The organism is Caballeronia terrestris (genome assembly GCF_001544515.1).
GTDB classification, from domain to species: Bacteria; Pseudomonadota; Gammaproteobacteria; order Burkholderiales; family Burkholderiaceae; genus Caballeronia; species Caballeronia terrestris.
The window spans coordinates 1-13,387 of sequence record NZ_FCOL02000095.1; the positions used below are offsets into that span (position 1 = coordinate 1).

Genomic DNA, 13,387 nt, shown 5'->3' on the forward strand with positions numbered 1-13,387 from the left:
ACGCTCCTGGAGCCGTATTTGCAACCCGATAATTAACGTGCCTAATTATTAAAGCTATTTAGGTGATGTTGTACTAGTCGGCCTGAAACACCTCAGGAGACGCCATGCTTCCCGTCGACAAGATACGAAACCTGCTCGTCGGCAAGCCGCTCGATCCTCTCGATCCTCGCACGCGCCATGCGATCGCCGTCACCCCGCTCCTCGCGTGGGTCGGTCTCGGCGCTGATGGCTTATCTTCCTCATGCTACGGGCCTGAAGAGGCATTTCTCGCACTCGGCCAACACACTTCGCTTGCGCTCTTTCTCGCTTTGGCAACCGCTGCCACCGTCTTCATCATCGCGTTGGGTTACAACCAGGTCATTGAACTGTTTCCCACCGGTGGTGGCGGCTATCGCGTCGCGACGGCACTGCTGGGCCCGCGGCCAGGGCTCGTATCCGGCGCTGCGCTGCTGGTCGACTATGTGCTGACAGTCGCGACTTCGCTCGCAAGCGGGGTCGACGCATTCTTCAGCTTGCTACCCGTCAGCGCGCAGGCGTTCAAGCTCGCCACGAGTTGACGCTCATAGTGCTGATGACCGGGCTCAACTTCCGCGGCATGAAGGAATCGATTCTCGTGCTGCTGCCTATCTTTCTCGCCTTTGTCGTGCTGCATCTGGGGCTGATCGTTTATGGCGTTGCCATACATGGTGATCATCTGGCGACCGTCGTGCCGGGGGCAGTGGGCGAAGCCCGAACCATGTCGCACGCAGTCGGCCCGTTCGTGGTCGCGGCCTTGCTGATGCGAGCGTTCTCACTGGGCGGCGGCACCTATACAGGCCTCGAAGCGGTGTCAAACAACGTCAACATGCTCGCCGCCCCGCGCGTGCCGAACGGCAGGCGGACCATGCTGTATATGTCGACATCGCTTGCCTTCACGGCAGGGGGAATCATCTTGCTTTACATGCTCTGGAACGCACAGCATGTCGAAGGGCAGACGCTCAATGCCGTAGTGTTCGGCAGTGTGATCGACCGTCTTGGGTTCGACTCGTCATTCGCACGGAACGCCTTGCTCGCAGCGGTTCTCGCGTCCGAGGCCGGACTGTTGCTGGTCGGTGCGCAGACCGGGTTTCTGGATGGGCCAGCAGTACTGTCGAACATGGCGTCCGATTCATGGGTGCCACGGCACTTCCGCGATCTTTCCGCACGGCTCGTACGGCAGAACGGCATCGTGGTGATGGGCGTCGCGAGTCTCGCGATCCTGCTCTGGACGCATGGCGACGTGACGATCCTCGTCGTGCTGTACAGCATCAACGTGTTCCTGACGTTCAGTCTCTCCCTGCTCGGCTTGTGTACCTACTGGTGGCGTCATCGCCACGAAGGCGCCCGGTGGCTGAGACATTTCGCGCTATCAGCGCTCGGCCTTGCGGTGACGTCGACGGTGCTTCTGATTACTCTGATCGAGAAATTCACAGCGGGCGGCTGGCTGACGGTGCTAGTTACGAGTGCGGTGATTGTGCTGTGCATTCTCATCAAGCGTCACTATACCGATACGCGAGCCCAGATTGCTAAATCGGACGCTATCTTTGCGGGCGCCCCACCCGAGGTCGATAACGACGCGCCGGCCACGCCCGATCCGATGCAACCCACTGCGATCGTGCTCGTCGGCAAGCATCGCGGCGCTAGCATGCACGCGCTACTCTGGGTGAATCCGCTCTTTCCCGGACACTTCCGGAATGTGGTTTTTCTGGCGGTCGGAGAAGTCGATGCCCAGAGCTATGAAGGGGCCCAGCATCTCGAACGCCTGCACCAGACGATCTCGGCATGGCTCGACTACTATATGGCGCACTGCCGCCGACATGGACTCGCAGCCGATTACCGGATTGCTTTCGGCACCCATCCGGTCGCGGAATTCATGAAACTCGCGGAGATTACGATGGACGAGTTTCCAAACAGCGTCTGCTTCGCTAGCAAACTACTTTTCAGGCGTGTCAACTTCCTTACCGCGTGGCTGCATAATCAAACGCCGCTCGAGATCCAGACGCGCCTACATCTGCAAGGCAAACAGATGGTGTTATTGCCGATGAATGTCGAATAAATAAGCGTGCGAGCAGACTTAAATTTGTGCCCGCCGCTGTGGTGTGTCTCACGTTCCATCACTGTGGCTCGGTTGCTCGATTGAGAGGCGTTGTTCGACCGCGCCGAAATGAAACGACCGTTGTACCTTTGTAAGCCCGCCATTACCGTGATGCCGGCCGCAACGGCGGATGAGGGTCGAAGAGTGACCGCTGCACGGCGCGCACAATCGATCTCCCTTCATTGAAGAGGAGGTTGAGATGGAAACGCTTAATTCTTTCAGCGCTCGTGGGGTGCCGTGGAACAAGGGGAGGCTGACTGGCCAGAAGCCTCCTTTGAAACTGCGTGAAATCTGGGCGATACGCACGAGACTTCAGATGTCATCCAACGTTCGCGAGTTGGCGCTGTTCAGCTTGGCGATCGACAGCAAGCTTGGAGCATGCGATCTGACGCGCCTGCAGGTGTAGGACATCTGCATGGGAAGCCGCGTGGTCTCGCGAGCGACGTTCATGCAGCAAAAAACGCAACGACCGGTGCAGTTCGAAATCACGGAGCAGACTCGGCAGAGTGTCGCAGACTGGATTTCGGCGCGGGGGCTGAAGCCCGCCGTCTATTTGTTCCCGAGTCGGCCGCATGCGTCGGCGCACGTCTCGACACGCCAGTACGCTCGCATCGTTCATCGTTGGGTCGCTTCGATTGGACTGGATGACGCGGCGTACGGCACTCACGCGATGCGCCGCACGAAGGCATCGTTGATCTATCGGCGCACCAAGAATCTGCGCGCAGTTCAGTTACTCTTAGGCCATACGAAAATTGAAAGTACAGTGCGTTACCTCGGGATTGAGGTAGACGACGCGCTCGAAATGGCCGAGCAAACCGAAGTCTGATAGGTCATGGCCGGCGGCCGGGCGCTTGCCGGCCAATTGCGGTTTCAGCCGTTGTTTCTGGATACGTCCGGTCATGGCACGGTAGCAGCCGTTGTTGATGTCAGACGGGACCAACCCCACCAGCGATCATCCCCGCGGCATCTTCCAGCCGAGTAGTCGCAGCGCGTTGGCGGTCACGAGCACCGTCGCGCCGGTATCGGCCAGAATTGCCATCCAGAGGGTCGTCACGCCGAGCAGCGTCGTGCAGAGGAACACCGCCTTCAGCCCGAGCGCAAGCGCAATGTTCTGCCAGATGTTCGCAAGCGTCGCCTTTGATCCGGCGATCAGTTCGGCCACGCCCGTCACCTCGTCGCGCAGCAGCGCGGCGTCTGCCGTTTCGAGCGCGACGTCAGTGCCGCCGCCCATCGCGACGCCGACGGACGCTGCGGCAAGCGCGGGCGCGTCGTTGATGCCGTCCCCGATCATCGCAACCGGCCCCTTCGTACGCAGCGCCGCGATTTCCTTGAGCTTCGCGTCGGGCAGCAGTTCCGCCAATGACCGCACGCCGAGCACGCAACCAATTGCGTCCGCCGCGCGGCGATTGTCGCCAGTGAGCATCACCGTGGCGATACCCGCCCGGTGCAGCGCCGTAACGGCTTCTTTCGCGTCGTGTCGCGGCTCATCTCGCAACGCAACCAGCCCTTCGATCCGCTTGCCAGCGAGCACGACGACAACCGTCTTGCCCTGTTGCTCGAATGCTTCGAGTTGAGCGACGGCGGCAGCGTCGAGATTCGTCTGTCCGGCCGCGTAACGCGGCGAGCCCACTGACACGAAGCCGCCCTTCAAGCGTGCGGTTATCGCCTGGCCCGGCACGGTCAGCGCCGCACCGAAGCTTGGCGGTAGTTCGAGTCCGCGCTTGCTCGCGGCAGCGACGATCGCCATGCCAAGCGGATGGCTCGCTTTGCGCTCGACGGCGGCGGCTTTTGCGAGCACCTCGTCCTGCGTACCCGCCAGCGCCACGATATCGGTCACTTCGGGACGGCCGCACGTTAACGTACCTGTCTTGTCGAACGCGACCGTCTTAATCCGGCCGAGCGTTTCAAGTGCCGCCCACCTTTTACGAGCAGACCGCGCCGCGCGAGCGCTGCGAGGCCTGACGCTATTGCCGCTGGCGTTGAGATCACCAGCGCGCACGGACATGCGATCAGCAATGTAGCGAGTCCCCGATAAATCCACGTTTCCCACGGCGCACCGAAGCCCAGCGGCGGCACCATCGCGACGAGCAACGCGACTGCCATCGCGGCCGGCGTGTAGCGTCGGCTGAAGCGGTCGATTAGACGCGCCGTCGGCGCCTTCGATTCCTGTGCGACTTCGACCATATGGACGATCTGCGCGATGGTGTTGTCGGCGGCCGCCTGCTTCACTTCGATGCGTAACTCGCCGTTGGTGCTGACGCTGCCCGCGTACACTGCTGCGCCGGCCGCCTTCGTGACAGGCACCGACTCGCCTGTCACTGGCGACTCGTCAACGTCCGCCGCACCTTCGACCACGTTACCGTCGGCTGGAACGCGATCGCCGGGCCGCACGATAACGATGTCGCCAATCGCGAGCGTATCGGCCGGCACGCGCGCGTGCTTCCCGTCGCGCTCGCGCAGCGCATCGCGCGGCACCAGGGCAATGAGCGCCTCAATGCCGGCGCGCGCCTTATTCGCCGCTACGCCTTCCAGCATCTCACCGAGCGAGAACAGGAAGATCACGGCGGCTGCTTCCTCGGCCGCACCGATCAGTAGTGCGCCGAGCGCGGCGATCGACATCAGCGTCTCAATGCTGAACGGCGTGCCGGACACCGCGCCGGCATACGCGCGCCGCGCAAATGGCACGATCGCCGCGACGGCAGCGATCGACCATGCCCACTGTGCAATAGCAGGCGAGAAATGCGCGACCAGTGCGGCAACGACAAACAGCGTGCCGATGGCGGCAACGAGCCGAGCCTTGCGTGTGCGCCACCAGGGCGGACGACCAGCTTCGGCGCGGCTCTGCACGCCTGCTTGAACGCTTCCCGTGCCTCCCACCGGCGAAAAGCCGAGTGCGCGAACCTTGTCCTCGATCGCAGCGACCGACGTTCGATCATCGTCAAATTTGAGGGTAAGACTTTCCTGGCCGTAGCTGACACTAATGTCGGACACACCGGGCAGCCGCTGCATCGCGTTTTCAATCTTCAATGCACATGACGCGCAATCCATGCCTTCGATGCGCAGTTTCAACGGAGGCGGGGTATTCACTGTTTGGACCTGTACAGAGTTCATCACGATATTTACGATAGACCCTGTAGTTACTACAGGGTCAAGCAGATGAAACCTGCCATTCTGGCGATCGGTCAACTCGCGCGCGACTGGAACGAAGGTCGAGACGATACGCTTTTACGAAAAATCCGGGCTGTTGCCTGCGCCGGCCCGGACCGAAGGGAATTACCGCGCATACTCGGGAGAGCATCTCGGCCGCTTGAGCTTCATCCGCCGTGCGCGCGACCTGGGGTTCTCGCTCGACCAGGTGCGCGAACTTCTCGAACTCGCCGACGATCGCAGCCGGCCGTGCGGCGCGATTGACGCGATCGCATCCGCGCATCGAGCGGAAGTGGAGGAAAAATTCGCGACCTTTAAGCGCTGAAGGCCGAACTCGACAGGCTGATTGACCAGTGCAGTTGCGGCACCATTGCAGACTGCCGCATCGTCGAAGCGCTGTCGCCGGCGGATGACTAGCGCGCTCGGAACCTCTCGCTGTATACGGGACCGATGGCGCTTTTTGTCCTAAGTCTCCTTCAAGGCCGTTTTTCGGACATACACGGCTACAAGTTGAACGTCTCAGATGGGTCGCGTGCTGGCGATCGCCGTCAGACAGTGACAGGGGCCATCTTCGGACATTCGACGTTGGCATCCAGATCGTTCTCAATCGGGCTCGTTCAGCGGCTTTCGGTCGGCAATCCGTGAGTTGCCAACTTATGTCAGAATATTCTCTTGCTTCTCGCTCCCAAAGCGCTATGTCCGAGACGCTCATCGAATTGCCCAGCGTGGCCTTGCGCATAAAAGCAGGCGAGATGCTTCTGGCCGGCATGACCCCGGATCAGACTGCTTCGGCGCTGGGAATTACCGTCCAGACGGCCAAGCGATACAAATCCGTAGTCGAGGAAGGTGGGCTTGAGCAGTTGAAGCGCATGGGTGTCTGGCAGAAAGCCGTCTCTTGACGTGCATGCCCGCTCATGTCTCTCCGAGGCATTGAGATCGCCCGCAACGGCCTTTGGGTTCGATAGCGATCGCTGGACGGACGGACGCCTGTTGGCAGTGATTGAGCAGAAATTTAACCGGCGGTACTCACGGGTCTATGCGCGACAACTCATAATCGAACTCGGTTTTGCCGATTTGCTCAAGACGCGGCGCCCGCGAACGCCCGCGACCGGCGGAAGCGCTATCGGCTTACCGCAGCAGATTAGTGAAGCACTTCAAGCTTCCCCGCGGTCTTATGGATTGGACGCAGACAGGTGGACAAACGAGCGCCTTCGAGTGGCAATCGAGCGACGGTGCGGCAAGCACTATTCGCGCAGTCACATCTGGAAAGTCGCGACGGGCCTCGGTCTAGGCCACGTACTGAGCAAAGCGCGAAAATGATTCCGTGGACTGCGCAAGCCGGCCAAAACCCGTCATTCAGCATGAGAAAATACTCGGTCATAGGGCGTCCGGTTCAGGTCGGATAACTGCCGTTCAAGAATGACCGGAAAACTTGCTATATATGTTGGCAAGCCAGACGGCCGTGAGAGAATTCTTGCTCATGCACTTGTCCTCATCCTCATCGCCTCATGAAGATTCTCGAATACATAGGACTCGACACCTCACGCGTCAAGGCCAGCTACGACAAGGTGTCCGCGGCCATCGCTCGCCACGACTTCCGTGCTGCCCAAGTCAAGAAGCTCGCCAATCTGAGCCACGGCAAGTTCTACCGGGCGAAGCTGGATGACGCCGATCGGCTGTTATTCTCGCTGGTGCGCCACGGGGATGAAGTCTGCGCACTGATGCTGGAAGTGATCGCCAATCACGCCTACGATAAGTCGCGTTTCCTGCGCGGCGCGGCGATTGACGAGAGCAAAATTCCAGACATCAGCGCTGATGACGCCATCAGGGAGGCGCAAGCTCTACGCTACCTTCATCCCGAGCGTACCGGCATTCACCTGCTCGGCAAACCGATCTCGTTTGATGACACGCAGGAGACCCTTTACCGACAGCCACCTCCCTTGGTTGTCGTCGGCAGCGCTGGCAGCGGCAAGACCGCACTGACGCTTGAAAAGCTCAAGCATGCCGAAGGTGAGGTCCTCTACGTCACTCACTCTGCCTTCCTGGCGCAAAGCGCCCGCGACCTTTATTACGCCAACGGTTTCGAGCACGTCGGTCAGGATGCCGTATTTCTGTCCTACCGGGAGTTTGTCGAGTCGATCCGCGTTCCGGCAGGACGCGAGGCTAGCTGGCGCGACTTTGCGGGCTGGTACTCCCGGATACGGCAGAACTTCAAGGATGTCGAGGCCCACCAGGCTTTCGAGGAGATTCGCGGCGTGATTGCTGCCGGGTCGGGCGGTGTCCTGTCGCGCGACGAGTATCAAGCACTGGGGGTGCGTCAAACGATCTTTCCCGTAGAACGACGCGGCCAACTCTACAATCTGTTTGAGAAGTATCGCGCATGGCTGGCCGAGGCAAAGCTCTATGACTTGAATCTTGTCGCCCAGGACTGGCAAGCGCTGGCTGCGCCGCGCTACGACTTCGTGGTTATTGACGAGGTGCAGGACATCACCACCGTGCAACTCGCGCTCGTGCTGAAAACCCTGAAGAAGCCTGGCCATTTCATGCTTTGCGGGGATTCCAACCAGATTGTCCATCCCAATTTCTTTTCCTGGAGCCAGGTCAAGAGCCTGTTCTGGAAGGACCCGAAACTGGCCGAGCGGCAGGAATTGCGCGTGCTAAAGGCCAACTTTCGCAACGGCCTGGAGGCCACTCGCGTCGCCAATCAGTTGCTCAAGATCAAGCAGCGGCGCTTCGGCTCCATCGACCGCGAGAGCAACTTCCTGGTCCAGGCCGTCGGCGGCGAGACCGGCCAGGTTACGCTGATACCCGACAAGGACGCCACCAAGCGCGAACTGGACCAGAGGATTCGCCATTCCACCCAGTTCGCCGTCCTGGTAATGCGCGATGAGGACAAGGCCGACGCCCGCAAGCACTTTGCCACGCCGCTGCTGTTCTCGATCCACGAAGCCAAGGGTCTCGAATACGAGAACATCGTGCTCTACCGTTTCATCTCGGATCACCGAGGCGAGTTCAACGACATCGTCGAGGGGATCGTCAAGACCGATCTGGCTGTCGAGACACTGGATTTCAAACGCGCCAAAGACAAGAGTGACAAGTCGCTCGAAGTCTATAAGTTCTTCATCAATGCCCTGTATGTAGCGCTGACGCGCGCCATCAAGAACATCTACATGATCGAGTCGGACACAGGGCATGATCTGTTCGGGTTGCTGGATCTGATCGTCGGCCAGACCAAGATCGAGGCCAGGCAATCCACGCTCGAAGACTGGCAGAAGGAAGCACGCAAACTCGAACTGCAGGGCAAGCAGGAGCAGGCGGAGGCCATCCGCCGCACCATCTTGAAGCAGGTCCCGGTGCCATGGCCTGTGTTCGATGAGGCCAAGGTCAGGGAACTGCTGATCAAGGTCTTCCGCGAGCAGTCTCCGGGCAACAAGGGCAAGCAGCAACTCTTTGACTATGCAACCTGCTTCGATGAACCGCAGCTCGCAGAGTGGCTGGCAGTTGAGGCGAAATTCGAGCAGGCACGAACCTTTGATCAGCAGCGCGCGGCGTTCGCTCGCAAGAGCTACGTCCCTTTCTTCGCCAACCACTTCAAGGACATTCTCAGGCAGTGTGACCAGCATGGCGTCGATCATCGCTTGCCAATGAACCAGACGCCACTGATGGCCGCAGCTGCTGCAGGAAATGTGGCGCTGGTGGAAGCCCTGCTGGAGCGCGGTGCCGACCGCGATGCCGTCGATCACTATGGTCACAATGCACTGCACTGGGCTTTGCGTCAGGCATTTGGCGATGCCAAGTTCGCTGCTGGCCCGCTGGCGGCAATCTATGAATGCTTGGCTCCGCCCTGCATTGATGTCAGGGCGGGTGATCGCCTGGTCCGCATCGACCGGCATCTGTCTGAATACTTTCTGTTCCAGACCCTGTGGGTATTGTTCAAAGCCCGATTCAGCAAGATACGACGCAATGCAGACAGCGCGTTCCAGACCCAAATCATCCTCGATGCCTGGCAACACTTACCCGTTAACATAGTGCGGCCAGAGCGCAACAAGCGCCAGCAACTTTCTGGCGTGCTGGCGAGGAACGAAATCGACAGAGACTATGCCTACAACCGATCCCTGTTTCTGCGCGTATCCACCGGGCGGTACCAGTTCAATCCCAAACTTGCTGTGCGTCGCCGCCACGGCGAAGAAGAAAACTGGATCCCGATCTACACGGCGCTTAACCTCCCGTTGATTAGTGAGTTTGCCTACAACGACGGCTGGATCAGCACCTGGAACAATATTGACAAGCTTGTGATCCTTGCCGGACTACCTGAACGAACCACACCCATTGCGGCCGAGCGCTCCGCCGAGCGGCAAGCGGCCAAAATGAGGGAGTTGGACGAACGCAGAGCCAACCAACTTGCTGCCAAAGCACGTATTCATGCCGCCGCCGAAGCCACCCAGAACAGAGTGCCACCATGGGGAACAAAGGAAGCCAAACGGCTTGAAATTGAACGTGTGAGACAAGAAATCGAAAGACGAAAGAAGGATTGACGTGCCGATCCTCGTTGACCGTATAAAGCGCGTTGCATAACGCCGATTAATCGCCGGACTCGAAGAGCCGACGGCCGCTGTGCCTTGGAAGCGGTCACAGCGGCGGCGCTGTTCGGAGCGGCAGCAGTGGGTCGACTTCTGCCGCAGACCGATCGTTGGCAGGCGAGTGCGTCGGTTCGTCATCGGACCGGGTTTGGCCATGTTCGGATACCGGTACGCGCCTCCAACGAGGGCATTCAAATTTCGGCTTTGCACCAGACCTCGGACCCTCGTGCGGAGGTATTCCAGTCGCGTTTTCGATCAGCCCTCACCGCACGACTACTCTCGCCACGGTTCGCCCATCGACCCAGATGGCACTTGTGTAGAAGAGCTTGGTGCATCTTCACCGCGCCCGCGCGGCAAGGCGCGCGATCATCCGATCAGCCATCGCGCGGTCGATGACTTCGAATGAGCGGCTCGTGCGCTCATACGCATACATGTCGCCAGTCGCGATGTCGAACCACCAGCCGCTCAACACCAGCGCGCCCGCCGTGACTTGCTGGTGGACGATTGGGTATGTCATCAGGTGCTCAAGCTGCACAAGTACGTTGAGTTGCGACAATTGATCGTGCGGTTTCAGCTTGTCATTGAGCGGACCTTCGTGTTCGAGGCGAAACGCTGCGTTGTTCGCGTGGTACAGCCACTTATCGAGGTTCGGCGCTTTTAGCTTGGCGTTGCGTGTATACACGGCTTTCATCGCACCGCACTCGGAATGCCCGCACACAACAATATTCGCGACCTTCAACACCAGTACGGCGTACTCGATCGCGCTTGCCTCGGAAAGGTCACCGGTAGAGACCCCTTCCGCAGTCGCCGGCGGTATCAGGTTCCCGACGTTGCGCATTGTGAATAGATCGCCTGGATGGGTCGAGGCAAGCAGGTCCGGTACAACCCGGCTGTCCGAGCACGTGATGAAGAGCGCATCAGGTGTCTGCGCGAGCGCGAGTTCGCTGAACTGCTTCGCGTAGTGCGGCAGCATTTTCTCGCGGAATTCAACAATCCCCATGATAAGTTTGTCCACGGTTTTGCCTCCGAATGGGCTAGTCGTTTGTTGTCGAGGCTGCCGAACCTCCAAGCCCTTGCGAGTCGGGGATACGGGCCAACGCCAAGTCCTCGGGAAATGGATACATGGAGACGATCGCGCGATCGAGCAGGGCCAGCTCGAGGCGCAATGCGTTATGACGATGTTCCGGCAGGCTCTGGATGAGATTTTCTATCGCCGCGCGCAGCCGCCGCGCGATTTGAATGCTGCCAGCGCCGTACTGTCGTATCTCGCGAAAACTGATATGTACGAAGTCTTGCCAGTTGGGCGTCCGTAAGATCACGCGCACCTGTCCCGACCTATCGACAATCTCTTCGATGTGCAGAGACCGTTTTCCTACCACACGCAGCAGTCGGTGCACCTGGTCAATCGCAAGCACCGCCGTGGTCGGGTCGTTGATCGCCGCCGATAACGCTTTCAGCGCAATATCGACCAGGATGCGAAACGCGAACATAGGGTCCTGCTCCATTGTGCGTTCCGTCCCGAAAGCGACCAGCGTGCGGAGCCTGCTCTCATCGATCGCGCCAAAATTCCCGTACAAATAGAACAAGGGTTCGTCGACGGCGACGAAATCACCCACTTGCGGCACGAACTCGATGACTGAATTAGTGCGCCGCGCCTTGGCCACCAGGCTTTCCAGATTCACAGCCAGAACAATGCCAGATTTTCCGCGGTGATGAACAATGCGATCAGGTGCGCCTCGCTCTTTGTCACGTTCCGGTGGGCTAGTTGCACCCGTGGTCAGAGCGGGGTAAACGCTTTCTATGACAGCCATCCCGTGCTGCCCGACGCGTGCCACAAGGCTTACCGGACGCAGAGATTTCGCGGCGTAGTCAATCAGGAAAAGGAACGCGACGACGGAGGCGAATCCGAATAGCGCTGCAAGGAACACTTGAAGCTGGTGTACTTCATTCTCACCCATCCAGCTCAGGGTTCGATCGGCGAACAGCATTGTGAAAACGAACAATCCCGAGATGCTACGGATGACGTTATCGCGCAGCAGGGTCGTCGCGATAATCCGCGGGGTGTACTGCCCGCCAGCGACCTGGATTGCGACGAGCAGTGACCCGAACGCAAACACCAGAAACGTCAGGTCTGCGGAAACGATGTCACCGAGCAACGCCCGGGCCCCGGTCATGGACAGCCCAAGAAAACCGGTTTTCGGATCAAGGATCGCTTGCCTGATCATCCACCTTCCCAGCATTTCAGTCAGAGGTTTTACCACTGCATAAATCGCGACTGCGATGAGCGGCACAGCCCACAGTGAAGAGCGCAGGTAACTCTTGAGGCTGTACCAGCGATTCCAGTCCATGTTTGCTCTCCCTACGATCCATATTACGGCGGAGACCAAGGTCTTCTTCGCTTGCTAGGTGGCATGCAAAGGAGGATTTCCGACCGGACATCGCGCACGGCCGCGCTTGTCCCGCGGTCGCGTTGCCGTTGAAAAACCGTGACGTTGGAGGGCGGCTCCGGGATCGGTTGGTGCGCTCGCCGTCGACCTGACTGGGACTGGCATTATCCCGAGGCTGCCGTGTTTTCTGTGCGCCCGCGTCCGCCCGACGTTCGCAGACCAGGTTCGCTCGCTAATTGTCGCTGCGCCTCATTCCAGAATTCGTCGGATCGGCCTTCCGGGCGTCCCGCTTCTTCCCAAAGCAAATGGGCGAGCGTCCGGATATGATCTTCGGCGACTGTTAAAGCCATGACTTCCTCCTGGTAGCCGTTTTCTCGGAACCAACTTCCATAATGCCGCGCTTTGCCGGCAACGAGGGGCCAATGCAGGGTCAAGCTACGTTGGCCACTCGCCTTCAATGGGAATAGTAAGGGAGGCACGGCCGTTGCTCTTCATCAAGAGAGCTCCGGCCCACCGATGCCGAAGGGCGAAGTGGGGTAGCTATGAAGAGTTTACATAGAGCAGAGGATTTTTTGTTTATCGATCGCGGCTTCGGATGCATGAGCCGAACCGACGGGGGTTGGCCCGCGAGCGGTAAATAAAAAATCGTTCGTGCTAAACCGCTCCACGGGCGTTGGCCCTATAGACATCGAATGGGCGCCGCATGATTCGCGATGCCGGGCGCGTGGCTATCGCAGCCGGGTTCAGGACGATCGCGTGAAGCCTGCGGAGTGAACGCGGCGGGAATGTGAGTTTCAACGGACAGGTAACCCGGAGTTTCAGGGGATTGTGCTGCGAGAGCGAGTCGGCGACACGAGTTCGGTCGCGCGCGAGATGCCAACCGATGTCGTGCAGGCCATTCTTGGCCATGCATCGTTGCAAACGACATCCATTTATGTCCGCGCTGAACGCCGACGCTTGCTCGACGCAGCGGCACGCTATTAGCAGATGAAGCGGAGTAATCCGCCCCTCACTTCCGACGACGTTCCGAGCCAGTTATTGGCTGCGCTCGAGGATCGCATATTGCTGAGAACCGACCGATACCTGTTAGCGGCGGTGTAGAAGCGCTTAAAGATGGCGGCGCAAGGTTGAGTGAAACGTTCAACAATAAAGGGGCACCG

General features: G+C 59.4%; 8 protein-coding genes and 2 pseudogenes. 5 read left to right on the forward strand and 5 right to left on the reverse strand.

The genetic code is table 11. The features are described from left to right. Nucleotides 1-104 precede the first annotated feature (104 nt). Together AWB67_RS31655 and AWB67_RS31660 are read left to right on the forward strand one after the other, a co-directional pair. Nucleotides 105-2,074, forward strand: a pseudogene (locus AWB67_RS31655) (APC family permease). Between the two features lie 238 nt (nt 2,075-2,312). Further along, nucleotides 2,313-2,939 (forward strand): annotated as a pseudogene (locus tag AWB67_RS31660) (tyrosine-type recombinase/integrase). Nucleotides 2,940-3,065: 126 nt separating this feature from the next. Here AWB67_RS31660 and AWB67_RS43065 read toward each other — a convergent pair. Continuing rightward, nucleotides 3,066-4,004, reverse strand: coding sequence for an HAD-IC family P-type ATPase (locus AWB67_RS43065; RefSeq protein ID WP_268808129.1), 939 nt, complete (start codon nt 4,002-4,004; stop codon nt 3,066-3,068). Continuing rightward, on the reverse strand, nt 3,968-5,200 hold the full coding sequence (locus tag AWB67_RS43070; RefSeq protein WP_268808128.1) for a heavy metal translocating P-type ATPase: 1,233 nt from the start codon (nt 5,198-5,200) through the stop codon (nt 3,968-3,970). Before AWB67_RS43070 ends, AWB67_RS43065 begins: the two co-directional genes overlap by 37 nt. Nucleotides 5,201-5,330: 130 nt before the next feature. Between AWB67_RS43070 and AWB67_RS42300 the strand changes: the two genes are divergently transcribed. From AWB67_RS42300 to AWB67_RS31680, 3 genes are all read left to right on the forward strand, one after another. Continuing rightward, the gene (locus AWB67_RS42300) at nt 5,331-5,585 is read left to right on the forward strand and encodes a MerR family DNA-binding protein (protein WP_235025441.1); all 255 of its coding nucleotides are present in this window, start codon (nt 5,331-5,333) and stop codon (nt 5,583-5,585) included. A 370-nt stretch (nt 5,586-5,955) separates the two neighbouring features. Then, nucleotides 5,956-6,159, forward strand: coding sequence for a helix-turn-helix domain-containing protein (locus tag AWB67_RS31675; protein ID WP_087660040.1), 204 nt, complete (start codon nt 5,956-5,958; stop codon nt 6,157-6,159). Between the two features lie 609 nt (nt 6,160-6,768). Continuing rightward, nucleotides 6,769-9,795 carry an ankyrin repeat domain-containing protein gene (locus AWB67_RS31680; RefSeq protein ID WP_087660041.1) on the forward strand — a complete coding sequence of 1,009 codons (3,027 nt, stop codon included), beginning with the start codon at nt 6,769-6,771 and terminating at the stop codon, nt 9,793-9,795. A gap of 382 nt (nt 9,796-10,177) precedes the next feature. Here AWB67_RS31680 and AWB67_RS31685 read toward each other — a convergent pair whose 3' ends face one another. From AWB67_RS31685 to AWB67_RS31695, 3 genes are all read right to left on the reverse strand, one after another. Then, a complete protein-coding gene (locus tag AWB67_RS31685; RefSeq protein WP_087660042.1) occupies nt 10,178-10,855 on the reverse strand; it encodes a carbonic anhydrase in 678 nt (225 codons plus the stop codon). Nucleotides 10,856-10,874: 19 nt separating this feature from the next. After that, nucleotides 10,875-12,188: a DUF2254 domain-containing protein gene (locus AWB67_RS31690; protein ID WP_087660043.1), complete on the reverse strand. Its 1,314-nt coding sequence runs from the start codon at nt 12,186-12,188 to the stop codon at nt 10,875-10,877. 203 nt (nt 12,189-12,391) lie between these two features. Next, nucleotides 12,392-12,577 carry a DUF2934 domain-containing protein gene (locus tag AWB67_RS31695; protein ID WP_087660044.1) on the reverse strand — a complete coding sequence of 62 codons (186 nt, stop codon included), beginning with the start codon at nt 12,575-12,577 and terminating at the stop codon, nt 12,392-12,394. Nucleotides 12,578-13,387: the final 810 nt, after the last annotated feature.